General features: G+C 62.7%; 28 protein-coding genes and 1 tRNA gene. 12 read left to right on the forward strand and 17 right to left on the reverse strand.

Going from position 1 to position 25,601, the window contains the following annotated elements; translation table 11 throughout:
* Positions 1–363 (forward strand): DUF4260 domain-containing protein, encoded by a 363-nt coding sequence (locus FN060_RS00915; RefSeq protein ID WP_142586474.1) that lies wholly within the window; start codon positions 1–3, stop codon positions 361–363.
* Here FN060_RS00915 and FN060_RS00920 read toward each other — a convergent pair.
* On the reverse strand, positions 345–1,091 hold the full coding sequence (locus FN060_RS00920; protein ID WP_142586475.1) for a sulfite exporter TauE/SafE family protein: 747 nt from the start codon (positions 1,089–1,091) through the stop codon (positions 345–347). The genes FN060_RS00915 and FN060_RS00920 overlap by 19 nt on opposite strands.
* A gap of 116 nt (positions 1,092–1,207) precedes the next feature.
* Positions 1,208–2,656 (reverse strand): NCS1 family nucleobase:cation symporter-1, encoded by a 1,449-nt coding sequence (locus FN060_RS00925; RefSeq protein WP_142586476.1) that lies wholly within the window; start codon positions 2,654–2,656, stop codon positions 1,208–1,210.
* A 309-nt stretch (positions 2,657–2,965) separates the two neighbouring features.
* On the opposite strand from FN060_RS00925, the gene rplS reads away from it, so the two are divergent.
* Positions 2,966–3,499, forward strand: a complete 534-nt coding sequence (gene rplS, locus FN060_RS00930) for a 50S ribosomal protein L19 (protein WP_052640465.1) — start codon at positions 2,966–2,968, stop codon at positions 3,497–3,499.
* Positions 3,500–3,578: 79 nt separating this feature from the next.
* Here the strand turns inward: rplS and FN060_RS00935 are convergent, their stop codons facing one another.
* On the reverse strand, positions 3,579–4,214 hold the full coding sequence (locus FN060_RS00935; RefSeq protein ID WP_142586477.1) for an NrsF family protein: 636 nt from the start codon (positions 4,212–4,214) through the stop codon (positions 3,579–3,581).
* 1 nt (position 4,215) lies between these two features.
* Entirely contained in the window at positions 4,216–4,767 is a 552-nt protein-coding gene (locus tag FN060_RS00940; RefSeq protein ID WP_142586478.1) for a sigma-70 family RNA polymerase sigma factor, read from the reverse strand.
* A 183-nt stretch (positions 4,768–4,950) separates the two neighbouring features.
* Between FN060_RS00940 and FN060_RS00945 the strand changes: the two genes are divergently transcribed.
* The 6 genes from FN060_RS00945 to FN060_RS00970 all read left to right on the forward strand — a co-directional run bounded on the left by FN060_RS00945 (position 4,951) and on the right by FN060_RS00970 (position 9,727).
* Positions 4,951–5,232 (forward strand): BufA1 family periplasmic bufferin-type metallophore, encoded by a 282-nt coding sequence (locus FN060_RS00945; RefSeq protein WP_052640470.1) that lies wholly within the window; start codon positions 4,951–4,953, stop codon positions 5,230–5,232.
* A gap of 59 nt (positions 5,233–5,291) precedes the next feature.
* On the forward strand, positions 5,292–6,140 hold the full coding sequence (gene bufB / locus FN060_RS00950; protein ID WP_142586479.1) for an MNIO family bufferin maturase: 849 nt from the start codon (positions 5,292–5,294) through the stop codon (positions 6,138–6,140).
* Between the two features lie 9 nt (positions 6,141–6,149).
* Positions 6,150–6,920, forward strand: coding sequence for an HvfC/BufC N-terminal domain-containing protein (locus tag FN060_RS00955; RefSeq protein WP_142586480.1), 771 nt, complete (start codon positions 6,150–6,152; stop codon positions 6,918–6,920).
* Complete coding sequence (locus FN060_RS00960) at positions 6,917–7,387, forward strand: DoxX family protein (protein ID WP_142586481.1); 471 nt, start codon at positions 6,917–6,919, stop codon at positions 7,385–7,387. The genes FN060_RS00955 and FN060_RS00960 overlap by 4 nt, the downstream gene beginning before the upstream one ends.
* Before the next feature lie 255 nt (positions 7,388–7,642).
* On the forward strand, positions 7,643–9,049 hold the full coding sequence (leuC, locus tag FN060_RS00965; protein WP_142586483.1) for a 3-isopropylmalate dehydratase large subunit: 1,407 nt from the start codon (positions 7,643–7,645) through the stop codon (positions 9,047–9,049).
* Positions 9,050–9,199: 150 nt separating this feature from the next.
* Complete coding sequence (locus FN060_RS00970; RefSeq protein ID WP_142586484.1) at positions 9,200–9,727, forward strand: SixA phosphatase family protein; 528 nt, start codon at positions 9,200–9,202, stop codon at positions 9,725–9,727.
* Positions 9,728–9,825: 98 nt separating this feature from the next.
* Here FN060_RS00970 and FN060_RS00975 read toward each other — a convergent pair whose 3' ends face one another.
* The gene (locus FN060_RS00975) at positions 9,826–10,374 is read right to left on the reverse strand and encodes a L,D-transpeptidase family protein (protein ID WP_142586485.1); all 549 of its coding nucleotides are present in this window, start codon (positions 10,372–10,374) and stop codon (positions 9,826–9,828) included.
* 136 nt (positions 10,375–10,510) lie between these two features.
* Here FN060_RS00975 and FN060_RS00980 point away from each other — a divergent pair, with 136 nt between their 5' ends.
* Positions 10,511–11,194, forward strand: a complete 684-nt coding sequence (locus FN060_RS00980) for a response regulator transcription factor (protein ID WP_077549283.1) — start codon at positions 10,511–10,513, stop codon at positions 11,192–11,194.
* 5 nt (positions 11,195–11,199) lie between these two features.
* Positions 11,200–11,652 (forward strand): cyclic nucleotide-binding domain-containing protein, encoded by a 453-nt coding sequence (locus FN060_RS00985; RefSeq protein ID WP_142586486.1) that lies wholly within the window; start codon positions 11,200–11,202, stop codon positions 11,650–11,652.
* A gap of 3 nt (positions 11,653–11,655) precedes the next feature.
* Here FN060_RS00985 and FN060_RS00990 read toward each other — a convergent pair whose 3' ends face one another.
* The 6 genes from FN060_RS00990 to tesB form a co-directional block, all read right to left on the reverse strand.
* A complete protein-coding gene (locus FN060_RS00990) occupies positions 11,656–12,459 on the reverse strand; it encodes an exodeoxyribonuclease III (protein ID WP_142586487.1) in 804 nt (267 codons plus the stop codon).
* Positions 12,460–12,547: 88 nt separating this feature from the next.
* Positions 12,548–13,201, reverse strand: a complete 654-nt coding sequence (locus FN060_RS00995; protein ID WP_142586488.1) for an outer membrane lipoprotein carrier protein LolA — start codon at positions 13,199–13,201, stop codon at positions 12,548–12,550.
* 69 nt (positions 13,202–13,270) lie between these two features.
* The gene (locus tag FN060_RS01000) at positions 13,271–15,913 is read right to left on the reverse strand and encodes an FtsK/SpoIIIE family DNA translocase (RefSeq protein WP_142586489.1); all 2,643 of its coding nucleotides are present in this window, start codon (positions 15,911–15,913) and stop codon (positions 13,271–13,273) included.
* A gap of 238 nt (positions 15,914–16,151) precedes the next feature.
* The gene (locus FN060_RS01005; protein ID WP_142586490.1) at positions 16,152–17,513 is read right to left on the reverse strand and encodes an ammonium transporter; all 1,362 of its coding nucleotides are present in this window, start codon (positions 17,511–17,513) and stop codon (positions 16,152–16,154) included.
* Between the two features lie 25 nt (positions 17,514–17,538).
* Positions 17,539–17,877 (reverse strand): P-II family nitrogen regulator, encoded by a 339-nt coding sequence (locus FN060_RS01010; protein WP_052640493.1) that lies wholly within the window; start codon positions 17,875–17,877, stop codon positions 17,539–17,541.
* Positions 17,878–18,102: 225 nt separating this feature from the next.
* Positions 18,103–18,987 carry an acyl-CoA thioesterase II gene (gene tesB / locus FN060_RS01015; RefSeq protein WP_183949726.1) on the reverse strand — a complete coding sequence of 295 codons (885 nt, stop codon included), beginning with the start codon at positions 18,985–18,987 and terminating at the stop codon, positions 18,103–18,105.
* Between the two features lie 41 nt (positions 18,988–19,028).
* On the opposite strand from tesB, the gene FN060_RS01020 reads away from it, so the two are divergent.
* A complete protein-coding gene (locus FN060_RS01020) occupies positions 19,029–20,288 on the forward strand; it encodes a ubiquinone biosynthesis hydroxylase (RefSeq protein WP_425312131.1) in 1,260 nt (419 codons plus the stop codon).
* A gap of 9 nt (positions 20,289–20,297) precedes the next feature.
* Here the strand turns inward: FN060_RS01020 and FN060_RS01025 are convergent, their stop codons facing one another.
* From FN060_RS01025 to FN060_RS01040, 4 genes are all read right to left on the reverse strand, one after another.
* Entirely contained in the window at positions 20,298–20,486 is a 189-nt protein-coding gene (locus FN060_RS01025; protein WP_077549275.1) for a Trm112 family protein, read from the reverse strand.
* A gap of 6 nt (positions 20,487–20,492) precedes the next feature.
* A complete protein-coding gene (locus tag FN060_RS01030) occupies positions 20,493–21,167 on the reverse strand; it encodes an LON peptidase substrate-binding domain-containing protein (RefSeq protein ID WP_142586492.1) in 675 nt (224 codons plus the stop codon).
* Positions 21,168–21,273: 106 nt separating this feature from the next.
* Complete coding sequence (gene trxA / locus FN060_RS01035) at positions 21,274–22,254, reverse strand: thioredoxin (RefSeq protein ID WP_142586493.1); 981 nt, start codon at positions 22,252–22,254, stop codon at positions 21,274–21,276.
* 56 nt (positions 22,255–22,310) lie between these two features.
* On the reverse strand, positions 22,311–22,832 hold the full coding sequence (locus tag FN060_RS01040) for a prolyl-tRNA synthetase associated domain-containing protein (RefSeq protein ID WP_142586494.1): 522 nt from the start codon (positions 22,830–22,832) through the stop codon (positions 22,311–22,313).
* A 281-nt stretch (positions 22,833–23,113) separates the two neighbouring features.
* Here FN060_RS01040 and FN060_RS01045 point away from each other — a divergent pair.
* A tRNA-Gly gene (locus FN060_RS01045) sits at positions 23,114–23,188 on the forward strand.
* 155 nt (positions 23,189–23,343) lie between these two features.
* Here FN060_RS01045 and FN060_RS01050 read toward each other — a convergent pair.
* Together FN060_RS01050 and FN060_RS01055 are read right to left on the reverse strand one after the other, a co-directional pair.
* Complete coding sequence (locus FN060_RS01050) at positions 23,344–24,357, reverse strand: aldose epimerase family protein (RefSeq protein WP_142586495.1); 1,014 nt, start codon at positions 24,355–24,357, stop codon at positions 23,344–23,346.
* 62 nt (positions 24,358–24,419) lie between these two features.
* Positions 24,420–25,601: a vWA domain-containing protein gene (locus tag FN060_RS01055; RefSeq protein ID WP_142586496.1), complete on the reverse strand. Its 1,182-nt coding sequence runs from the start codon at positions 25,599–25,601 to the stop codon at positions 24,420–24,422.

Raw genomic sequence — 25,601 nt, forward strand, 5'->3', positions numbered from 1 at the left:
ATGCGCCTGTTCCTGCGCCTTGAAAATGCGATCGTAGCGCTCGTGGCGCTTGGCGCCTACTGGCATCTCGGCGCCGGATGGTGGCTTTTCCTGATGCTCATCCTTGTGCCGGACCTCGTGATGGCAGGCTACCTGTGGGGTCCGCGAATGGGCGCCATCTGCTACAACGCGCTGCACAGCTACATCGGGGTCGGACTGCTCCTGATCCTCGCCTATCTCACCGCATGGGATCTTGCGGTGGCGATCGCCCTGATCTGGGCCATCCACATCGGCCTGGACAGAGCGCTCGGCTACGGCTTGAGGCACATGAGCGGCTTCCACGACACGCATCTGGGGCGGATCGGTCAGCCCGTCACGAAGTAATAGGTGGTGAGGGCAACGCCGACGGCGACGACTATCACGCGCATCACCGTCTGGGACACACGCCGCGCCATCCACACGCCGGCATAGCCGCCGAGCGCAACGCCCGGAATCATCACCAGCGCCTGCGGCCAGGCGACGACGCCGCCTGACACGAAGATGACGATGGCAACTGCCGCGATCAGGATCGACAGAAGGTTCTTGAGCGCGTTGAGGTGGTGATAGGTGCCGCCGGAGGTGATGCCGAGCACGGCGAGCATCATGATGCCCATGCCTGCCCCGAAGAAGCCGCCATAGATCGAGGTGAAGAACTGGGCCACGACGCTGGTCTTCGAATTGACCGGCTTCCCTGCACTCGCCTTGGGCTTGAGCCAGGGTCCGGCTGCGAAGATGATCGTCGCTGCCGCAAGCAGCCAGGGCACGATCTGGCGGAAGGAGGGGTTGTCGAGCGACAGGAGAAGCAGCGACCCGCCAAGGGCGCCGATGACCGAGACCACAGAGAGGGCGATCGCGCTGCGCCAGCTCCTGGCGATCTCGTCGCGATAGGCGAGCGTCGAGGTGATATAGCCGGGGAACTGGGTGATGGAGGACGTCGCATTGGCTGTGATCGGCGGCATGCCGACGAGAGTGAGCGCCCCGAAGGTCAGGAAGGTCCCGCCACCGGCAATGGCATTGACCGCGCCGGCGAGAAATGCCGACGTGAACAGCAGCAGGATGGTTGCGATTGTCATAAGGTGGAGTTCCTCGTCTTCGCCTCCGCACCGTCGGGCGCGTATCGTCTTCTATCGTCAAAATGCCGGGCACTGGTGCCCGGCATCCCTGTCTTGCGTGTATAGATAAATCCGACTCAGGCAAAGGCGGGTTTGTGACGGCTCCTCATCCTCAGTGCGAAATAGACCCCGCCGCCGACAGCCACCCCAAAGAACCATCCATAGGTTCCCCACCAGTCGGGGAGAATGGATGTGAAGGTGGGCAGGATGGAAGAGAAGAGGGCGCCTACGGCAAAGGCTATGAAGGCATTGCCGTGCCAGCCGTTCTGGAAGCGGAACTCCCCGTTCTCGTCGTAAAGGGCCGCGACGTCGAGCCGGCTCTTCCGGATCAGATAGTAGTCCACCATCATCACCCCGAAGATGGGCCCCATGGTTGATCCGATGAAGTTGACGAAGTTTGCGGCTCCCGTTTCCCATGGCGCGAACGGGTAGAGCACAAGGGCGATCAACGCGGCGATGTATCCGCCGCGCTTGAAGTTGATCCGCCGCGGGAAGACGTTCGCAAAGTCGAAGGCCGGGGATACGAAGTTTGCAACGACATTGATGCCGAGGGTCGCAACAGCAAAGGTGAGCGCTGCGAGCAGAGCGAGGAACCAGCTTTCGAACTTGGCGGAAATCTGGTCAGGGTGCAGAAGTACCTCGCCGTAGACGGTATAGGCCGCGGTCGTGGTGACGCCGGCCACAAGGCAGAAGGCGAGAAGGTTGATGGGCAGACCCCATAGATTGCCTTTTCGCAGGGTCTTCTCGTCCGTCGCATAGCGGGAGAAGTCACAGAAGTTCAGGTAAAGGGCCGCGAAGTATGTGATCCATGTCGCGGCAACGGCTGCAAGTGCAGCGAGCGTTCCCGGCTCGTAAGAAATTCCGGCGTCCTTCGTCTTCTCGATGAGGACGTCACGCGGGATCTCCGACCCGAAGGAGAATGTACCGGACTTGACAACGAGATAGACGGCAAGGATCAGCATCATGACCCAGACAGCCGGGCCGGCCCAATCCTGGAACTTGCGCACCGTCTCCATGCCGCGCTGGATAATCAGCAGTTGCAGCCCCCAGACGACGACATAGCAAATGACCTCGAGCGTCGAGTGTCCCAGCATGTGGCTGTTCTGGTGAAACGCGAGCATGCCTTCGTTGCGAATGAGAAGCGCCACTATGGCGCCGGAGGCGGCGGCGGTCTGTGCGCCGTACCAGAAGCAGGCGACAATCGCCCGCACGATGGCGGGCACGTTCGCCCCGAACGTACCGAACGAGGCGCGAGCCAGCACTGGGAAGGGGACGCCGGTCCGTACCCCGGCATTACCGACCAGGGTCATGAGAAAGAAGATCACCAGCGATCCGATGCCGATGGCGAAGACGAAATTGATAAAGCTCCCGCAAAGCAGGAAAAGACTTGCGGCGAGATAATAGCCCCAAAGGCTATGGACGTCGGAGGTCCAGACATTGAAAATGCTGAAGGCGCCCCACCGGCGTTCTTCGGCGGGCGCAAGATCCTCATTGTAGAGTGAAGGCGAGGGATTGCTGATGGTCATGGCAGTGTTCCCCTGTTACGGATCGAGTGATCCGATCACGATCCTGCGACCAAACTTGTGATTTGACAAATTCTTTGGCGCCTCCATGCACAGGTGATGTCAGCGGTGAGCTACCGAGATTCTCACCATCCAGGGATGACAAAGCAGTTTCTTTGGTGTATTGGCGCACCCGGACATGGGGAGATCCCCGTCGACCAGCAAGCAAAGAATGGCGAACCCGCTCTTGGCCCGATGGGTCTAATTCCAGAGGCATGACCGAAGGAAAGCACGAGCGCTCTGGCTGTTTGAGAAGAATATAGAGGTTTGACAATGAACATCATCCAGGAATTGGAAGCCGAACAGGCCGCCAAGATCGAAGCCCAGCGCAAGCTCCCCGAGTTCGAAGCCGGCGACACGGTCCGTGTCAACGTGCGCGTCCGTGAAGGCACCCGTACCCGCGTACAGGCCTATGAAGGCGTCTGCATCGCCCGTTCCGGCGGCGGCATCAACGAGAGCTTCACTGTCCGCAAGATCTCCTACGGCGAAGGCGTCGAGCGCGTATTCCCGGTTTACTCGCCGCTCGTCGAAGGCGTCGAAGTCATTCGCCGCGGTAAGGTCCGCCGCGCCAAGCTCTACTACCTGCGCGATCGTCGCGGCAAGTCGGCTCGTATCGTCGAGAACACCGGCACCCGCGCACGCAAGCTGAACGAAGCAGAGCGCGCCGCCATTGCTGAGGAAAAGGCACGTCTCGAGGCCGAGAAGGTAGCAGCCGCACAGGCGCTTGCCGCCGAGAAGGCCGCAGCAGAGGCTGCCGAAGCGAAGGCAGCGGAAGAAGCAAAGGCTGCCGAAGGTTCGGCAGAATAAGCTTCCTCCCACTGGAACAAAAAAGGCGGCTCTCGGGCCGCCTTTTTTGTTGCCGTCGGTGCCCTTCCGGCTTCGATTGCTACCAGACCAGCCAGCGCCGGCCGGCAAGATAGCCGGCACCGGTGACGATACCGATTGCAAGCGTGTACCAGAGCGCCACGAAGAGCGGGCTGTCGTCGGTACAATTCGCTGCGTAAAATGCGGCTGCAATGCCGCCTGCAGCCAGTCCGGCAACCGCGCCGGCCTTGCCCGGATCTGCCGGAGCGCCCTGGCGAAGCGCGAGCAGGAAGGCTGCGAGAGGGCCTATCGACAGAAGCGGTATCAGCGTCAGGCACTCGTAGGCGTTGCGACCGATCATGTTGAGCGCCCAGTCGGCCGGGCGAACCGCTGCCAGTTCCGCCAGCACCGCAAAGGCGAGCAGCAGGGGGACCACCAGAAGCCCAGCACGTGAGAAGAGGATCGGCACCCCCGGACGAGCCATCCGCCCCATCAGGTTGGCGGCAGCCAGGAACAGTGCCAGGGTGATCACGAACTTGAAGAGGAATCGCACGCTCTCCAGCGCCTCGTAGAAATCCGGCCGCGCGCCCATCGCGGCGAAGAAGAGCAGGCCGGCAAGCAGAACCGCCGCAACGAGTGCGCTCACCATGATGGTACCGAAGCGGAACCGGACATCGGAATCCTGGGACAGCATGTTGATCAGTTCATCAGTCTTCACGTCATTGGCTCCGATAGGTGAGACTTAGCGCCTTCAGCGCGCGGTGCAGTGCCACCCGCACTGCCCCCTCGCTCATATTGACCCTGCCCGCGGTTTCTCGGACGCTGTTGCCCTCGACCGAAATCGCCTGCACGATGGTCCGCTGGGGCTCCTTCAGCGTCTTCAATATCCGGTCCACGTCCAGCCGCTCCTGTGTTTCCACCTGCTCGTCGATCTGCAACACCGCGACGACGTCCTCGAGCGGCACGTCCACGTGGCGACCGCGGCGGCGCAGGCTGTCGATCAGCTTGTTGCGGATGATGGTCGATATCCATGGTGCGATCGGCCGCGACGGGTCCCAGGTTGCGCGCTTCAGGTGTATCGACAGCAGGACCTCCTGCACGACATCCTCCGCTTCGCTGGCAGGCGCCCCGAACTGGGCGCAACGGCGGCGGGCCATGACGCGCAGGTGCGGTGTCACCGACGTCAGGAAGCGGTGATATGCCTGGGCATCACCGCGGACTGCCGCCCGCATCCATGCAGACCATTGCTCTTCGCGCGCACCTTCACTCATTAATGAGCCCTACGCCGCCACAGAACCGAATGTTACACGGATATCTGCAGATTTGGAGGGCGGGATACTCCTTCCGTTCGGGGGAGCAGCCAAGAAGTTTCTCGGGCACTTGTAACGGTCGGACGACCCCGCCCGTAGGTCTTCATGCAAGCCACCAAGGCTTGCTCGAACGGGAGACCTGACATGAAGAACTCAATTCTTTCGCTTGCCGTCGCGGCATCCGTCACCTCGGCACTGGCGTCGATCGCATCGCCGGCCCTTGCCCAGGAAGGCAAGGAGAAATGCTACGGCGTGGCCTTGAAGGGCCAGAACGACTGCGCCGCAGGCCCCGGCACCACCTGTGCCGGAACCTCGAAGGTCGATTACCAGCAGAATGCCTTCAAGCTGGTTCCCGCCGGCACCTGCGAGGCGATGATGACGCCGAACGGCCACGGCATGCTGGAGCCCGGCCCAGCCCCAGCCTGAAATTAGGAAAAGCGCGGCGTCGCAGCGGGTGCGACGCCGGTCTCTTCAGGGAGAAAGACATGCAGCCTTCACAGCTTCCGGCCCGCGCCGGCGTCGGCTTCAAGCCGGAACACTTCACCAGCATCGACAGGTCGCGGCAACCCCTCGGCTTCTTTGAAATCCATGCCGAGAACTACATGGGGGATGGCGGCGTGCCGCATGCGCAGCTTTCGCGGCTGAGAGAGGACTACGCGCTGTCGATCCATGGAGTCGGGTTGTCGATCGGTTCCATGCAGCCGCTCGACCGGGATCACCTGCAGCGCCTGAAGCCGCTCTGTGATCGCTACCAGCCGGAGAGCTTTTCCGAGCACCTCGCTTGGTCGACGCATGATACGACCTTCCTGAACGACCTGCTGCCTCTGCCTTACACCGAGGAGACGCTTGCGCAGGTATGCCGGCATATCGACGAGGTGCAAATGACGCTGGGGCGTCAGATGCTGCTGGAAAACCCGGCGACCTACCTCTTCTTCACGGAAAGCACCTACGAGGAAACGGACTTCCTCGAGCAAGTCGTGGCGCGGACCGGCTGCGGGCTGTTGCTCGACGTCAACAACGTCTTCGTGGCGTCCACGAACCACAACACAGATCCTCGCAGCTACCTCGCCCGTTTTCCGGTGAGGCACGTTCGCGAGATCCATCTGGGCGGTCATTCGGTCACCGAGGATGATCTCGGCGCACCCCTTCTGATCGACTCTCACGATAATCCGGTGCGCGACCCGGTCTGGGCGCTCTACTCGGAGGTGATCGACCGTATGGGGCCGGTGGCGACGCTGATCGAATGGGACAATGACGTGCCAGACTGGCCGGTGCTGAGGGCGGAGGCCGAGGCCGCAGATGCAATCCTGCGCCGTTCCGCGCTCGCGGCATAGGAGCAGGCGATGTCGACGATGCATGACCGCTTCGCGCGCCCGCTGATGCACCCCGACAGGCCGCCTCCCGCCGGACTTGCGTCCTGGAATTCCAGCGACCCCGGCGTCCGGTACGATGTCTACCGCAACAACGTGATGATCAGCCTGCGACGTGCGCTGGCAAGCCGATTTGCGGTGACCGAAAGGATCGTCGGAGAAGCCTTCTTTGCGGCGATGGCGGACAGCTTCATCCGCCTCCAGCCGCCGCGCTCCCCCCTGCTCTTCCGCTATGGCGACGAACTGGCCGATTTCGCCGCAGGCTTTCCGCCGGCCGCGGCGCTGCCCTACCTGCCGGACGTCATTCGTCTGGAGAGCGCGAGGGGACGCGCCTATCATGCCGTCGACATGGCCCCGCTCGATCCCGTGCGCCTTTCGGAGGTTCCGCCGGGACGGCTGCCGGGGCTGCGGTTTGCGCTTCACCCCTCCGTCTCCGTCATTCGTTCCGCCTATCCGGTGGTGACCATCTGGGCGATGAATGCCGGCGAGGTGACGGTCGCGCCGGTCACCGACTGGGCAGGCCAGGACGCCCTTGTGGTTCGACCGCACTTGACGGTCGAAGTGCTGCAGTTGCCGCCAGGCGGTGGTGTCTTCCTCGACGCGCTCGCCGCCGGACGAGACCTGCAGTCCGCAGCCGAGGACGCGGCGGCTGCAAAGCATGGTTTCGATCTAGCCGCCAACATCGCCGGCGCTCTCCGTTCCGGCGCCTTCACTGCCATCCGCCACCAGGGAGAAGAGCCATGAGCAGTCCGGTTGCCGCATCCGCTGACTCACGCCCGGCCCGCCGCCTGCGGGCGGGCGCAAGCCTGCTCGAACGCATTCCCCATGACCTGATCGTCCTGGTCGCCAGGCTCTCCATTGCGGGGGTCTTCTGGCAGTCGGGGCAGACGAAGCTCGACGGCTGGCGAGTGTCGGAGAACGCCATCTATCTTTTCGAGCACGAATACGCGCTGCCGCTCCTCAATCCTTCGCTTGCAGCCCACATGGCGGCGCTGGCGGAGCATCTGCTACCGGTCCTGCTGGTCCTCGGTCTCGGCAGCCGCCTGGCGGCGCTTGGGCTTCTGGCCATGACGCTGGTGATCCAGATCTTCGTCTATCCCGGTGCCTGGCCGACCCACGGGACGTGGGCGGCCTGCCTGCTGCTGATAGCCGCACGTGGTCCGGGGCGCCTGTCGCTGGACCATGTGATCGCCTCTCGCCTCGGGCCCTGACGACGCCGGGCTCGCGGCATCGATATTGAATGGACCTCTCAAAACTGCTAATAAGGCCGCCATGGGATCGAAATTCGGATGCCTCGCGAACCAGTTCATCGTGCTGCAGGATCACAAGCGCCTGCCGGCAAGGTTCTTCGCGCGCGTCCGTGGCGCTCTGAACAGCCGACTTAGCTGAGCCGATCCATGCTCGCGCCGGCAGCGACACATGCCGGAACTCCCTTTTCGTGATAATCCCTGTAATGGATGGCAGCCATGAGCGCACCCCGTACCCTCTATGACAAGATCTGGGACGACCACGTCGTCAGCGACGACAACGGTACCTGTCTCCTCTACATCGACCGTCACCTCGTCCATGAGGTGACGAGCCCGCAAGCCTTCGAGGGGCTGCGCATGGCCGGCCGCAAGGTTCGTGCTCCTGAGAAGACGCTCGCCGTCGTCGACCACAACGTCCCGACGACGCCGGACCGGCACATCGGCATCAAGAACGAGGAAAGCCGAATCCAGGTCGAGGCGCTGGCGCAGAACGCCCACGACTTCGGCGTCGAGTACTATTCGGAGAAGGACAAGCGGCAGGGCATCGTGCACATCGTCGGCCCGGAGCAGGGCTTCACCCTGCCCGGCATGACGATCGTCTGCGGCGACAGCCATACCTCGACGCATGGCGCGTTCGGTGCACTGGCGCATGGCATCGGCACGTCCGAGGTGGAACATGTTCTGGCGACCCAGACGCTGGTGCAGAAGAAGGCGAAGAACATGCTGGTGCGCGTCGACGGGAAGCTCCCCGAAGGCGTGACCGCCAAGGACATCATCCTTGCCATCATCGGCGAGATCGGCACGGCTGGCGGCACCGGCCATGTCATCGAATTCGCGGGCGAGGCGATCCGCTCGCTGTCGATGGAAGGCCGCATGACGATCTGCAACATGACGATCGAAGGCGGCGCCCGCGCCGGCCTGATCGCGCCGGACGAGACGACCTTTGCCTACATCAAGGACAAGCCCCGCGCGCCCAAGGGTGCTGCCTGGGACATGGCGCTGGAATACTGGAAGACGCTGCACACGGATGAAGGCGCCCATTTCGACAAGGTGGTGGTGCTCGACGCTGCCAACCTGCCGCCGATTGTCTCCTGGGGCTCCTCGCCGGAAGATGTCGTTTCCGTACAGGGAGTCGTTCCCAATCCGGACGACATCCAGGACGAGACGAAGCGCGCCTCCAAGTGGCGGGCGCTGGACTACATGGGCCTGAAGCCGGGCACGAAGATCACCGATATTGCTATCGATCGCGTTTTCATCGGCTCCTGCACCAATGGCCGCATCGAGGATCTGCGAGCCGCTGCAAAGGTGCTCGAAGGCCGGCATGTGGCGCCGACCGTTTCGGCGATGGTTGTCCCGGGTTCCGGCCTCGTGAAGGAGCAAGCCGAGGCGGAAGGCCTGGACAAGATCTTCAAGGAAGCGGGCTTCGAATGGCGCGAGCCGGGCTGCTCCATGTGCCTGGCGATGAACGACGACCGGCTGAAGCCGGAAGAGCGCTGCGCCTCGACCTCGAACCGCAACTTCGAGGGTCGCCAGGGCTACAAGGGCCGTACGCACCTTGTCTCGCCGGCGATGGCGGCGGCTGCTGCGGTGGCGGGCCACTTCGTCGACATCCGCGAATGGAACTAGGGCCTCCTGTCTGATCATGTCGCCAGAAATGCCGTCGACGTCCCCGTTGGCGGCATTTTCCGTTTCGCTCCTGCTATAAGGGAGGGAACGGCTGGTCCCGCCGGCGCTTTGACGCCATATTGGCAGAGCGTGACAACGGACAGGTGACCTGTGGCCGACAAAACCGACAAGGAAGCGCCTCAGGGGCAGCGCCGTCTGCTTCTCCTGCGGCATGCGAAGTCTGCCTGGCCGGACGCAGTCGCCGATCACGAGCGCCCCCTTGCGGAGCGCGGGGAGAAGGCCGCACCTGCCATGGGCAATTACATGGCACGGGAACATCTCATTCCGGATCTCGCACTGGTTTCCGATGCGCGGCGCACGCGACAGACCTGGGAACTCGTGCAGCGCAGGCTGCCGGCCGAGGTCGCGACGCGCATCGACCCGACTATCTATGAAGCCCCGGCCGGACGGCTTCTCGATACGATCCGCGCCTTGGGCGATTCCGCTGCCACGCTGCTGTTGATCGGTCACAATCCCGGCCTTCAGGATCTGGCACTGATGCTGACCGGCGACGCGCTGGCAGCGAAGTATCCGACAGCTGCACTGGCGGTCATCGACTTCCCCGTGGCGGACTGGCGGCAGGTCGGACCGGGCTCCGGCCTTCTGACCCGCTTCGTGACACCACGTTCCTTGCCGTAGGTCTCATCGGCACCCAGTCCCGGGGACGCCCCGATATATGGTCGGTCGCATTGCCACCATAAATCATGTCCCTGCGAGGGATGGTGGACAACGTAGACCTAAAGGACGCGTATGATCGTCCCGCGGCGCAGGTGGGGAAGGAGCCGCTGCATGTCTCTGCGGCTGACGGCAACGCAGCCGGCGGTCGGCTGGTAGCCTGGCCTGATCAGGTGGAAGAAGATCGCCGACCCGCGATGGCGGCGGCGCGAGGTGACGTTCCAATCGAGCACCAGGCAGATGTCGTAAAGGCCATCCTGCCGCATCATCTCCTCATGACTTGGCCTGAAAGGTGCTCGTACCAGCCGGTTGTAGCTCGGATGGTCCGGCTGATCACACCAGAGCATGTCCTTCCTGATCCTCCGGATCGGCAGGGCCGATTTCAGCGACTTCATCCGGTCACCGCGGGTGAAGCCGTAGAGAAGCCGCATGTTCGCGATCGGCGTGGCGCCATCTCCTTCCCGCTTGAAGGCCTTGCGGCCGCTACGGCCTAGCGCGGCCGGGACAGTGACGCCAGAGAAGGAAACGAGCCCCCGGCGGGGATTGCCGGGGGCAGGCCGCACGGTCACGACACCTCGACAGGAGCGCCGCTGTCTGCACAAATTCGCCATCCTTCCTCACGAATTCTTGCTTTGAAGATGATTTGGTTTGAAATCATAGCACGATGCGACTTAGATCAAGTGCCTGATCTGATTACCCTCGGCCGCCGTAGGACCTTTGGGACGCGAAAAAGAGAGGCAGGAGCATATGGCAGTTCGCACGATATTGCTGGTGGATGACGATGACGACCTGCGCGAGACGCTGTCAGAACAGCTAGCGCTCTACGAGGAGTTTTCGCTCCTGCAGGAACCGAATGCCACCAGGGCGATGCAGGTGGCCAAGTCGAGCCAGGTCGACCTGCTGATCATGGATGTCGGCCTTCCGGACATGGATGGGCGCGAGGCGGTGAAGCTCCTGCGCAAGAACGGCTTCAAGGCTCCGATCATCATGCTGACCGGCCACGACACGGATTCCGACACGATCCTCGGTCTCGAGGCAGGGGCCAATGACTACATCACCAAGCCCTTCCGCTTCGCAGTCCTGCTCGCCCGGATCCGCGCACAGCTGCGCCAGTACGAGCAGAGCGAGGATGCGACCTTCACGGTTGGCCCCTACATCTTCAAGCCGAGCCAGAAGCTCCTGACCACTGAGGACGGCAAGAAGATCCGGCTGACGGAAAAGGAAGCGGCGATCATCCGCTACCTCTATCGCGCCGACCAGAAGGTCGTGACCCGCGACGTGCTGTTGGAGGAAGTCTGGGGCTACAATTCCGGGGTGACCACCCATACGCTCGAAACTCATGTCTACCGCCTCCGCCAGAAGATCGAGCGCGACCCCTCCAGCGCCGAGATTCTGGTGACGGAGAACGGCGGCTACAAGATCGTCCCGTAGCACCCATGGCGCTCAACGACGACATTCGCCTTCTTTCACAGGTCACCCTGTTTAGGGAACTGGACGAGGACCAGTTGCGGCTCCTGGCATTTGGGGCGGAACGTCGTGCCATTGCAGCAGGGCAGGAACTGTTCCGCGAGGGGTCACCGGCGGAATGCGCCTTCGTGGTCGCCAAGGGCGCCTTTGAACTCTACGCGTCCGATCGGGGTGCCGCCCGCCTCCAGGACGTTGCGGTACCGGGGACACTTCTGTCGGAGCTGGCGCTGGTCACGATGGTGGAACGGAAATTCACGGCCATTGCGGTTGAGGACGCCGAAGTGCTTCGCGTCACCCGCACCCTCTTCCACCGACTGCTTGAGGAATACCCGCAGGTAGGCCGCATGGTGGAAGCGCGCATCCGCGACAATATCGTCGCGATGGCCGGCGCCGTCGCGGGGCTACAGAGCCGGTTCAGCTAGGCGTCAGAACCTGAAGACGGCCGTGACCGGGACATGGTCGGACGGTTGGTTCCATCCGCGCGCCTCCTTCAGGACCTCTATCCGATCGAGGAAGGGGCCGAGATCCTGTGACGACCAGATGTGGTCGAGACGGCGGCCTCGATCGGCTGCTGCCCAGTCCTTGGCGCGGTAACTCCACCACGTGTAGAGCTTCTCGGTGTCCGGCACGTGCTGGCGCATCAGGTCCAGCCAGTTCCCCTTGCTCATCACCTCGAGCAGGCCTTCCGTCTCGACAGGCGTATGGCTGATGATCTTCAGCATCTTCTTGTGCGACCACACGTCGTGCTCGAGCGGGGCGATGTTGAGGTCCCCTACGAGAATCGAGGAGATGCCGGGGGTGGGATCTGCCCTAAGGCACTTCATCTCCTCGACGAAATCCAGCTTGTGGCCGAATTTCGGATTTACGGCACGGTCAGGCTCGTCGCCACCGGCCGGCACGTAGAAGTTATGCAGCCGGATGCGTCGCGAACCGCGCTCGAAGATCGCCGAGATGTGGCGGGCGTCACCGACGCCGCAATAGTTCTGTCTATGATCTTCGGTGAGGGGCACGCGCGAGGCGATGGCGACGCCATGATAACCCTTCTGGCCGTGGATGATGATGTGCTGGTAGCCGAGCTCCTTCAACGGCTGCAGCGGGAACTCGTGCTCCTGGCATTTGATCTCCTGCAGGCACAGGATGTCCGGCTGGTGACGCACGATGAACTGCTCGACGATGGGCATGCGCAGCCGCACCGAATTGATGTTCCAGGTGGTGATGGAGAATGTCATTCCTAAACCTCGGCGGGGATGCCGGAGGTTTAGGAGATTTCACGGAAGCGGTGAAGTGAAAAAGCCGCCTTTTCCGTTGAGCCAACAGCTAGAGCTTGCGGACCTCGTCATACGGGATGCGGAAAACCCGGTCGTCGAACCCGACCCCGTTCTTGACGTTGTAGATCATCACCGAGGTATCCTTGTTCTGTGCGTCGGTGATCGTCCACTGGCGAAGCTCGAACGTCTTGGAATCGAACATCATGGTGATGGTCGAGTCGCCGAAGACCGTCTTGTTGCCAAGCACGATCGTGGTGAGATCGGGCTCTTCGCGAACACCCCGCACCATCTCGTGCGACAGGTCGATCCGGTCGGAGAGAAGGAGGCTGAGCGGCGTCTTGGAGAGCGGATACAGGTCCCAGGTCTTGAGCTTCATGTTGCCGATGACGACATTCTTGCCGTCGGCTATGACGCGCACTGGAGACGGGTCCTCGAAATTGAAGCGCAGCTTGCCTGGCCGCTCGATGAAGAACTTGCCGCCCGTCTGCTCGCCGCGCGGGCCGAACTGGACGAATTCGCCCATCATCGTCTTCACCGAGGAAAAATGGTCGGCAATACGTTGGGCCGCCGCCGATCCGGCGGCACCCTGAGCCGCGCCGGTGGACGGTAGCATCGCGGACACCCCGATGCCGAGCAATCCGGTCGCAAAGGATCGACGGCTGATGGAGCCGAACTGACTGGAGCAAACGGTCTTTTTCTTCATTCTGTGTTCTCCTTCCGCCGCTTTCTGGGATCAAAACGCGGCGGCTTCATGACAACGCGGCGCAGAGCCTCAGCGTTCCAGAATGTCGCCTTCCGTGGGCACGAGGATCTCGCGTTTCCCCGCATGGTTGGCCGGGCCGATCAGCCCCTCCTGTTCCATACGCTCGATCAATGAGGCGGCCCGGTTGTAGCCGATCCCCAGACGCCGCTGGATATAGGAGGTCGAGGCCTTGCCGTCACGCAGTACGATCGCCACCGCCTGGTCGTAGGGATCGTCCGATTCCGACAGGTTGCCGGTCCCGGCTGGACCCATGCCGTCCACTTCCTCGTCCTCGTCCGCCGTGATGGCCTCGAGATATTGCGGCGCCCCTTGCGTCTTCAGGTAGGCGACGATTTCCTCCACCTCGGTATCGGATACGAAGGGGCCGTGGACGCGCTGGATGCGTCCGCCACCGGCCATGTAGAGCATGTCGCCCATGCCCAGAAGCTGCTCAGCCCCCTGCTCCCCGAGGATGGTACGGCTGTCGATCTTCGAAGTGACCTGGAAGGAGATGCGGGTGGGGAAGTTCGCCTTGATGGTACCAGTGATCACGTCCACCGACGGACGCTGCGTGGCCATGATGACGTGGATGCCGGCGGCACGCGCCATCTGCGCCAGGCGCTGTACGGCACCCTCGATATCCTTGCCGGCGACCATCATCAAGTCGGCCATCTCGTCGATGATCACGACGATATAGGGCATAGGCTGGAGGTCGAACTCCTCCGTCTCGTACATGGCCTCGCCTGTCTGGCGGTCGAAGCCCGTCTGCACGGTTCGCGTAAGAACCTCCCCCTTGGCCAACGCCTGCTCCACCCGGCTGTTGAAGCCGTCGATGTTGCGCACGCCGATCTTCGACATCTTCTTGTAGCGCTCTTCCATCTCCCGGACGGTCCATTTGAGCGCCACCACGGCCTTCTTCGGGTCGGTCACGACTGGTGACAGGAGATGCGGAATACCGTCGTAGACCGAAAGTTCGAGCATCTTCGGGTCGATCATGATCAGGCGGCACTTCTCCGGCGTATAGCGGTAGAGCAGCGACAGGATCATCGTGTTGATGGCGACAGACTTACCGGAACCGGTGGTACCTGCAACGAGCAGATGCGGCATCTTGGCAAGATCCGCCACGACCGGCTCGCCGCCGATCGTCTTGCCGAGCGCCATGGCGAGCTTCGCCTTGCTGGATTCGAAATCCTTCGACCCGATCATCTCCCGCAGGTAGACGGTCTCGCGGGTGCGGTTCGGCAGTTCGATACCAATTGCATTGCGGCCCGGCACGACGGCGACGCGCGCGGCGATCGCGCTCATCGATCGGGCGATGTCGTCTGCAAGGCCTATCACGCGCGAAGACTTGATGCCGGGCGCGGGCTCCAGTTCGTAAAGCGTGACGACCGGGCCCGGACGGACGTGAATGATCTCGCCCTTGACGCCGAAATCCTCCAGCACGCCTTCGAGCATGCGGGCATTCTGTTCGAGCGCATCGGCCGAGAGCGTCGCATCCCGTGCAACCGCCTTAGGTTCGGCAAGGAGGTGCACCGAAGGCAGCTGGAAACCGTCCGGGTCGATGAAGGACGCCTGTGCTTCCCGAGCCACGCGGGGACTGGGTTTCGGAGGTGCCGGCGGTGCGGCCACCCGCGGCTGAACGCGCGCGCCCGGAGCGGATGGCCGGCTCGTCGCGCTGAACGGCACGTCATCGTCGTCAGCAAGGATGCCGGCCGGCCGGACGAGGGGCTCATCATCGAAATCATCGTCGTCATGAGCCATGGGCGGTGTCACGATCGACCGACGGGCGGCACCATCCAGAGAGGGCTCAATACGAGCGACTCCGGGCGCCTGGACCTTCGCGCGAACCGGCTCGTTCAGCGTCCCGAACTCATCCTCGTTGAAATCATACGGCTGGTCAAAATTCGGGCTCGCATGCCTGATGCCTAAGAGACGCCGGAAGCGCGCCTGGGCAATGTACCAGTAATGCGCAAGGGCACCGAGGGCCAGTAAGCCAACAAAACCGCCTTCGTCCTCTTCATCGTCATCGTCCACCTGCGCACGCGCACGTGGATTTGACGGGACGGCAGGAGCATAAATCTCGTCGTCCGCTTCGAACGCTTCGCCCACAAGGCCCGACGCAAACAGCAGCAACCAGACGGCTGGCACGGCGAAGACGACACCCAGAGCAGTTGCCAGGACGCCGGTCGGGTAAGCGCCGACAAAGAGGGCGGGGAAGCGAAGGATCATGTCGCCGATCACGCCGCCGATGCCGTTCGGGATTGGCCACGTCAGCGGCGCGGGAAAGCAGCCGAGCGAAGCGGCGGCCAGAAGGGTGCCGCCGCCCCAGGCCGCAAGCCTTGCGGGATTGCGGTTGAACTCGCGGCCGGAAATCAGAGCAAGCGCAAAGGCCAGAACCGGCAGGAGCGCGACGAGGCTCGACAAGCCGAGGAACTGCATCATCAGGTCGGCGAAGGCGGCACCGCCATGGCCGAGGAGGTTCGTCGGCTCGTTGTCGGTGGCATAGGAGAAGCTGGGATCGGCAACGTTCCAGGTGGAAAGCGCCGCGATCGCCAGCGCAAGACCGAGGAAGATCGCGAAGCCGGCGAGCGCCTTCGCCTGTCGTATTACGAAGGCCAGCAGCATTGCCCGGGTCGTCCCGCTTCCCATCGCCGCTGATGTACTTCTGCCCATTACGATTCCGCCGTGCCAACACTCGTGGAAGATTGCGGTCGCATGAGGTCACACGCCGCCACATTGGGTCACAAGGTAGCCCGGCGGTGGTTAATGCGTCTTTAACCACGATCGCAAGACCCGGCAGCCTGCCAGAAACAAAAAGGCCCGGACCGAGGTCCGGGCAAGCGCGACAACCGGAGGCGGCCGCGACGGGAGGTTCTGCGGCGATCCTGAAGATCGCCGCAAGCTCTTGTGATCAGGAGTGGTAGGCAGCTTCACCGTGGGAGGCGAGATCAAGCCCCTCGCGCTCCGCTTCGACAGTCACCCGCAGTCCGACGATCAGGTCGACGATCTTGTAGAGGATGACCGAGCCGATACCGCACCAGACGATGGTGATGACGACGGCGGTCAGCTGGGTCATGAACTGGCCACCCATGGTGACGCCTTCGGCATAGCCAATGCCACCGAGCGACGACGAGGCGAAGATCCCGGTTGCCAGAGCACCGAAGAAACCCCCGACACCGTGGACCCCGAAGACATCCGCCGTGTCGTCATAGCCGAACTTGTTCTTGATCACGGCGATGAAGAAGTAGCAGATCGGCGAGACGAGGATCCCCATGACGATGGCACCCATCGGTCCAGCGATGCCGGCCGCCGGGGTGATGGCAACGAGACCGGCGATCATGCCGGAAGCGGCTCCGAGCATGGAAGCCTTGCCGCGGGCGAACGTCTCGACGACACACCAGGACAGAATGGCTGCGGCCGTGGCGACGAAGGTGTTGACTGCAGCCAGCATGGCGCCGCCGGAGGCTTCCAGGTTGGAGCCTGCGTTGAAGCCGAACCAGCCGATCCAGAGCATGGCTGCACCGACGAGCGTTAGCGTCATCGAATGCGGGGCCATCATGTCCTTGCCGAAGCCGATGCGCTTGCCGACCATAATTGCCCCGATGAGGCCCGCAACGCCGGCGTTGATGTGAACGACCGTGCCGCCTGCGAAGTCAAGCGCGCCCATGCCGAAGAGGAGACCGTTGGCATCCCAGACCATGTGCGCGACCGGGAAGTAGACCAAGGTTACCCACAGGATGCAGAAGAGGACGGACGCCGAAAATTTGATGCGCTCCGCAAACGCACCGACGATGAGCGCCGGCGTCAACGCCGCGAAGGTCATCTGGAACATCATGAACACAAATTCCGGGATGACTGCATCAGAGAAGGTTGCCGCCGTGGAATCCATGGTGACGCCCGACAGGAACATCTTCGCCGTGCCGCCGAAGAAGGCGCTTTCCGATCCGCCGAAGGCGAAGGAATAGCCGTAGAGCACCCAGACGATCATCATGCATGCGCCGACGACCGTGCACTGCATGAGGACGGACAGCATGTTCTTCGCCCGGACGAGGCCGCCGTAGAACAGGCCGATCCCGGGCATCAGCATGAAGAGCACGAGAAGCGTGCAGATGAACATGAACGCGGTGTCGCCCTTGTCTGGGACCGGAGCCGCGGCCGCAGCCTCGGCAGCGGGTGCAGCCGCCTCCTGGGCAAAGGCGACAACCGGCGCCATCAAGGCCGTAGACGCAGCACTCAGGCGGCCGAGCGCGGTGGTAAATCTGGAAAATTGCATTGTTAGCTCCCCAATCAGCCGTTCGTTAAAGCGCTTCTGTGCTGGTTTCGCCGGTCCGGATGCGCACGGCCTGTTCGATCGAATAGACAAAGATCTTGCCGTCGCCGATCTGGCCGGTCTTGGCAGCCGAAGCGATGGCGTCCACGGCCTTGTCGACGAGGTCCGAAGGCACGGCGACTTCGATCTTCAGCTTCGGCAGGAAGCTCACGGCGTATTCGGTACCGCGATAGATCTCTGTGTGTCCCTTCTGGCGGCCGTAACCTTTGACTTCGGTAACGGTCAGGCCCTGGATACCGACGGCTGTGAGAGCTTCGCGCACCTCGTCCAGCTTGAACGGCTTGATAATGGCCATCACGATTTTCATCTGGCTTTCCCATCCTCTGTTAGTCCGGCCGAAGCCGAATTCCCTCATCGCCGGCGGATCAAGCCGAGGCGACTGACAGAGGAGATACAAGGGTCATGCCAGATGGAGGTAATGGGCTATAAGCCTATGATTTCATTACTGTATAAATGAAACGCCCATTACGAAGGCACCAAGATCGAAGCGATAAGCACAAAAAATAGCCACAAGAGAAAAGGTGCCGATTATCTATTCATCTGCACGTTTGCGAATCAGGCCTTCCTGCGCGACCGAGGCCACCAGCACGCCTGAGCGGGTATAGAGGCCACCACGCGTCATGCCGCGGGCACCCGAGGAACTGGGGCTATCCTGGGTGTAGAGCAGCCAGTCGTCCATCGCGCAGGGCCTGTGGAACCACATGGCATGGTCAAGGCTCGCCACCTGCAACTTCGGATTGAAGATGGACGTGCCATGCGGATAGAGCGACGTGTCGAGAAGCGTCATGTCGGAGAGGTAGGCGAGGATGCAGGCCTGGTAGTGGCGGTCGGCAGGTACCGCGCCGACCGCGCGCACCCAGATGTCCTGCCGAGGCTCAAGCTTGTCCTTCGTGAGGTAATGCACGAGCGAGACGGGACGTATCTCGATCGGCCGGTCCTGGCTCCAGTACTTCCGCACGACCTCAGGCGCCTGGGCGAGGAACAGCTCCTTGAACTCCTTTTCACCCATCAGCTTCTCGGGCGGCGTGACCGGCGGCATCGGCACCTGGTGATCGAGACCACCCTCCTCCACCTGGAAGGACGCCGACATCGAGAAGATCGGATGCCCATGCTGGATAGCGACGATCCAGCGGGTGGCAAAACTCGAGCCGTCGCGTATCCGGTCCACCTGGTAGACGATCGGGACGGACGGGTCGCCGGGCCGGATGAAATACGCATGTAGCGAATGGACGAACCGGTCATCGCCGACTGTTCGTTGCGCGGCCATCAGCGCCTGTGCGATCACCTGCCCCCCGAAGACGCGCTGCCAGCCAACCTGCGGACTGCTGCCGCGGAAGAGGTTCTCCTCCAGCTTTTCGAGATCGAGCGTGGCCAGAAGCTGGTCCATGGCGGCTTGCGATTCAGGCGGACGCGACATTCTGGAGACTCCGATGGTAGGAAGCTGGTGCCGGATGATCTATATGGACCCTATCGTCTTCTCAAGTCTCTCGGGAGAGTGCACAAATGCTGGATATGCTGGTGGTCGGCGGAGGCTATGTCGGGCTTTCTGCGGCGGTCGCGGTGAAGCAGTCTGCTCCACACCTGAAGATCGAAGTGATCGAGGCCGCGCCCGAACATGTCTGGCAGAATGACCAGAGAGCATCCGCGATCATCGCCGCTGCAAGCCGCATGCTCGAGGTCCTCGGCGTTTGGCAGGACATCCTGCCGGAAGCGCAGCCGATCAACAGGATGGTCGTCACCGATTCGCGCACCGCCGATCCTGTGCGGCCAGTCTTCCTGACCTTCGACGGCGCCGTAGAGGAAGGCCGCCCATTCGCGCACATGGTGCCAAACGTGGAGATGGTACGAGCATTGCGGGGCGCTTGCGAGCGGCTCGGCATTGCGATCCGGCACGGATTGTCCGCGACCGGCTTCACAACCACGAGCACGAAGACAACCGTCACCCTCTCCGATGGCAGCACGGTGGACACACGCCTGCTCGTCGCCTGTGACGGCGTAAAGTCGAAGCTGCGCGATATGGCGGGGATCAAAACCGTCAGCTGGGACTACGGCCAGTCGGGAATCGTGACGACGGTGGAACATGAGCGGCCGCATGAGGGCGTTGCCGAAGAACACTTTCTCCCCTCGGGCCCCTTTGCCATCCTACCTCTCACCGGCAATCGGTCGTCGCTGGTCTGGACCGAGCGGCGCGAGGAAGCGGAGCAGCTCGTTCGCGCTGATGAACTGGTGTTCGAGGAAGAACTGCAGCGTCGGTTCGGCCACAAACTCGGCGCGATTACCGTCGCCGGTAGCAGAAAGGCATTCCCGCTCGGGTTGACCCTGGCACGCGCTTTCGTCGCTCCGCGTGTCGCACTTGCGGGGGATGCAGCGCACGGGATCCACCCGATCTCGGGGCAGGGCCTCAACCTGGGTTTCAAGGATGTTGCGGCGCTCGCGGAGACGGTCGTCGAAGCGGATCGGCTGGGTCTCGACATCGGCGCCCTGAACGTACTCGAGCGCTACCAGTCCTGGCGCCGTTTCGACACCTTCCGTATGGGGGTAACCACGGACGCGCTGAACCGCCTCTTCTCCAACGACATCACGCCGATCCGGATCGCCCGCGACTTCGGACTATCGCTGGTGGAACGGCTGCCCGGCCTGAAATCCTACTTCATCGGAGAGGCCGCCGGCACATCCGCACCCAATCAGTCAAAGCTCTTGGCGGGCCAGCCGATCTGAGTGCGACGGCTAGTCTTCCAGCCGTCTGGCCTCGGACACCAGCATGATCGGTACCCCATCGCGGATAGGATAGGCGAGCCGGGCCTTTTCGGAGACGAGTTCATTTGCCTCGCGGTCGAAGCGCAGTCTTGCCTTCGACAGCGGACAGACCAAAAGTTCGAGCAGTTTGGGGTCGACCTTGCTGACAATCTGATCCATGGCGCCCTACTGTAGCACGGTATCGGTATCGCCCGGTCCGCGGGCAAGCAGGATCTCCGTGATCGCGATCAGCGTCTCGGCCCGTGTCCTGAGGTCGGGAGCCTCGAGCAACGCCTGCTTCTCGGCCGGACCGAACGGCGACATCATCGAAAGCGAGTTCACCAGCGTCCGGTTGCCGGCCCGCTCCACGCTCTCCCAGTCAGCTTCGAGCTTGTTGGCATCGAGATAGGCACGAAAGACGCGCAGCAGTTCGGCGCGGTCGACCGCAGCCTCGTCGTCCTCGGCGGAGAGGTCCGCCATCAATGGAGCGATCCTGAAGCTGCGGAACGGATAACCCTCGCCGATCTCCTCCAGGAGGCGACAACGGCAAACACCACTGAGCGAGGTGATGTAGCGGCCGTCTCCCGTTTCGGCGAAGGAGGTAATGCGCCCGATGCACCCGACGCTGCTGAGCGCTGGCCTTGCGACGTCGTTTCCGCCCTGATCCGACAAGGCCGGCTGCACGATGCCGATCAGGCGGTCACCTGCCAATGCCGCATCGAACATGGCAAGATAGCGCGGCTCGAAAATATTGAGCGGCAACTGGCCACCAGGCAGAAGAAGCGCCCCGGTTAGGGGGAACACCCGCACCGTCTCCGGCAGGTCCTCCCGCTTCACATATCTTGCATTACCCACAATCATCAGGCCCAATCCTCCAGAGGACCACCGGGCATGGTGCCCACACCGCCATTGCCGGTAATGTGGGGCGCCAAGCGCGGAGCGCAAGGCCGCCTAACGGCAGCCCGGCTCAGGCAAACAGAATGGACGACATCCGGCGGCGTGCGGCGATCGTGTTCGGATCCTTAGGCCCCCAGGCCTCGAAGAACTCGACGAGTTGGCGGCGTGCGCCGTCGTCGTCGAAGCTGCGGTCCTTGCGCATGATGATCAGCAGGTGCTCCGCTGCCTCCTCGCGCTTGCCTTCGGCATTGCGGATCTTGGCGAGCTTCAGCCGCGTCTCGTGATCGTCCGGATGGAGCGACAACTCGTGTTCGAGCGCAGCCGGGTCGCCGAGCTTGCGCGCTTCCTCGAATTGCTCGAGCTTCTTCGCCACGGCCTGCACGGCAGAGTCGCCGGCAATCTGGGGGGGAAGCGAGTGCAGCATCTGGGAAGCGCGCGCCAAGTCACCCAGTTCGATCATGCAGCGCATCATCCCGGCAGCGGCCTTCGCGTTGTCCGGATCCGCCTGCAGGACAGCACCGTAGAGCTGGGCGGCCGACTGGACGTCGCCGGCTGCAAGCAGACCATCCGCCTCGCCAACGGCAGCCTCGATCTCGGCAGCCTGATCGGCACCCGCCGGACCGGCGACCTTGTCGATGAACTGCCGGATCTGGGTCTCCGGCACCGCCCCCATGAACCCGTCGACCGGCCGCCCGTCAACAAAGGCGACAACGGCCGGAATAGACTGGATTCCCATCTGGCCCGGTATGGCCGGGTGATCGTCGATGTTCAGCTTGACGAGCTTCACCCGCCCCTGCGCCTCGTTGACGACGCGCTCTAGGACCGGCGTGAGCTGCTTGCACGGGCCGCACCAGGGCGCCCAGAAATCCACCAGGACAGGCTGGCGGCGCGATTCCTCCATCACGTCGGCAGAAAAGGCCGCCGTGCTGGTATCCTTGACGAAGGATCCTGCGCCATTGCCGCCGCTCGTTGCGGCCGCACCGCCGAACTGCGCCTTGGCCGTCATCTGGCCACCATAGGAGCCGCCATAGGGGTTGTCTGTGCCGCTCATAAATGCTGTCTCCCGGTCTCGTCTTCGTGGCGTTATACGCCGCGAAACATCGTATGTCAGTCGGTGACTTTCAAGACAAGCGGCCTGTGGCCAGTCGCCTCCAGGAAGCGCAGCAGGTCGTCGCGGCTGACGGATGTAGTGGCGTCATTGGAGAGCGGATGACCGTTGATGACCTCGTGTTTCATCAGATCCTCGTCGAGAACGAAGGTGACATTTCCGGCCGTATCGTTGATCGCGCCGAACACCGTGACCGAGCCCGGCAAGACACCGAGATATTCCATCATCTTCTCGGGACGGCCGAAGGAGACGCGGCCCGACGCACCGATCACCTTGTGCACCGCCTTCAGGTCGACCGTCGCGTTCTCTTCCACCGTCAGGACGAAGTAGCGGTCCTTCTTGTCCTTGACGAAAAGATTCTTCGTGTGCCCGCCGGGGATCTCGTCGCGCAGGCTCACCGATTCCGCCACCGTGAAGACCGGGGCATGCGTCCTCGTCTTGTGGGCGATGCCGAGCTTGTCGAGAAAAGCGTAGAAAGCCTCGGGGGTCGTGGGCGCAGGCAGGATCGCGATATCGTTCATGTCAGCATTTTGTCCATTGTTCAGGTCGGTCGGCCGTGCCGCAGGCACCGGATTATCCTGCCCGCAGGAAGGCGGCAAGCAGAGGAGCCCTCATGGACGGCTTCCGTCCACCGCCGCCCGCCAGTCAGGGAGGCCAATCCGGGCACCCGGCGGCCACAAAAAATTTCTCGAGGCCATCGTCTTTTCCCTGTTGCATTCAAAAACGAGTTAGGCCATATACCGCCCGTCGCCGCGACACGGCGGCCCACGATCCACCTACTACCCCAGGATCGCGGATATGAGCGGGTGTAGCTCAGGGGTAGAGCACAACCTTGCCAAGGTTGGGGTCGAGCGTTCGAATCGCTTCACCCGCTCCAATTCTCTCTTCCAACGTCTATTTCGTATCAAGACACACAGTCTTCAGCAGTAGCGTGTTCGCACGGTTCCCCTGCTGTTTTGCCCCTCACCGGCCCGCAGGCGACCTGCCGCCGTGGTGGCAGCGGTTCCAGCCTGCCGGAAGCCGAGGGCGGCTTCAGTTCTTCATGAAGACGTAGTCCGTCTCTTGGCGCAGCACTTCGTCCGGCCTCAGGATCGCGCCGGGGAAGCCGGGATGGTTCACCGCATCCGGCCAACATTGCGTTTCGAGGCAGAAGCCTGCAAAGGCCGGATAGTGACGGCCCTCGAGGCCAGGGGTCGGCACCTTCAGCTTGTAGCCCGAATAAAACTGGATGCCGGGTTCCGTCGTGCGCACCTCCAGCGAGACGCCGGAATTGACGCTGCGGGCAAGCGCCACCGAGCGCTTCGCCACCCGCGCCTCCGAAAGGCAGAAGTTGTGGTCGAAGAGGAGGCGCTCGCCGTTGTGCGAACGGTCCATCGGGCCCATGACCCGCAGGTCGTACGGCGTGCCGTCGACAGCCGTCAAATTTCCCGTCGGACACTGCCGCTCGTCGACCTCCAGAATGTGGTCGGCTGCAATCATGATGTCGTGGCCGAGCGCCGTCTCCGCGCCGTCGAGATTGAAGTAGCTGTGCTGGCAGATGTTGCAGGGTGTCGGCTGGTCGGCCGAAGATTCGTAGAGCACGCGGAGCACACCATCGGCGGCAAGGTGATAGGTGGCGGTAATGGTGCAGTTGCCCGGATACCCCGCCCGGCCATCGGGATCGGTGATCCGCAACACGACCCGGTCTGCCGCAAGGTCTGCGATGTCCCAGAGCCGCTTCGCGATTCCGTCGCTGCCGCCGTGGAGATGGGTGACGCCATTCTCGTTGAGCTCCAACTGGTGAAGCTTGCCGTCCAGCCTGAAACGGCCCCCCGTAATGCGGTTGGCGACGCGACCGGGCGTTGCCCCGAAATAGGGGGAGTAGCGGGGATAGTCGTCGAAGTTCTCGAAGCCGAGCACCAGCGGCGGCTTGTGACCCTCCATGCGCAGGTCCTGGATCACCGCCCCCCACGTCAGGATGGAAGCCGTGAGACCACCGCCGGAAATCCGCATACGATGGACCGTCTCGCCCCGTGACGTTCTGCCGAAGACTTCCTGCTCTGCCATTGCACCCTCCCGGTCAGCGCCGCAGAACCTGATCGATTCAGGCGGATGATGCAACGACAAAGCTAGCGGCTGAGGACCCGCGTAACCTGTTCTAGGCCGCCGAGGGTGAGCGGGTACATCCGCTCCGACAGTATGTGGCGCATCATCGCGATAGACTGCAGGTAGCTCCAGTGCGCTTCCGGTACCGGATTGATCCAAGCGAAGCGGTGGAAGTGTGCGGTGATGCGGCGAAGCCAGGCTTCTCCCGGTTCCTTGTTCCAGTGCTCCACGGAACCACCCGGATGGCTGATCTCGTAGGGGCTCATCGATGCGTCCCCGACGAAGATCACCCGGTAGTCGCTGCCGAACCCGTTGATGATCGCTTCCGTGGGCAGTCGTTCCGACCGCCGGCCATTGTTCTTCCAGACGCTCTCGTAGAGGCAGTTGTGGAAATAGAAATGCTCCAGATGGCGAAATTCGCTGCGGACGGCGGAGAAAAGCTCCTCTACCTCCCGCACATGGTCGTCCATCGAGCCACCAACATCGAAGAACATCAAGAGCTTGACGGCATTGCGGCGTTCGGGTCGCGTCTGCACGTCGAGATATCCGTGTTCCGCTGTGGAGCGGATGGTCCCCTGCAGGTCGAACTCCTCCGCCGCACCTTCCCTCACCCATCGCCGCAGCCGGCGAAGGGCGATCTTGATGTTACGGGTGCCGAGTTCCACCGTGTCGTCGAGATCGGAAAATTCCCGCTTGTCCCAGACCTTGACCGCACGGCGATGCCGCGACCCTTCCTGCCCGATACGGACGCCCTCGGGGTTGTAGCCATAGGCGCCGAAGGGCGAGGTGCCGGCGGTGCCGATCCACTTCGACCCGCCCTGATGGCGGCCCTTCTGTTCCTCCAGCCGCTTGCGCAGAGTTTCCATCAGCTTCTCAAAACCGCCGAGCGTCTCGATGAGCCGCTTCTCTTCCTCCGTCAGGTGCTTTTCCGCGAGCCTGCGCAGCCACTCCTCGGGGAGCTCGCTCGCCTCCACCCCGGCCTCTCCCGATACCGCCTGCAGCCCGCGGAAGTGCGACGCGAAGACCCGATCGAACCGATCGATATGTCGCTCGTCCTTCACCAGGCAGGTTCGCGCGAGAAAATAGAAGGCGTCGATATCGAAATCCGCCAGGCCCTGCTTCATCCCCTCGATAAGGGTCAAGTATTCGCGCAGCGTGACGGGCACCTTTTCCGCCTTCAGCTGCAGGAAAAACGAAAGCAGCAT

Source organism: Pseudorhizobium halotolerans (genome assembly GCF_902153235.2).
GTDB classification, from domain to species: Bacteria; Pseudomonadota; Alphaproteobacteria; order Rhizobiales; family Rhizobiaceae; genus Neorhizobium; species Neorhizobium flavum.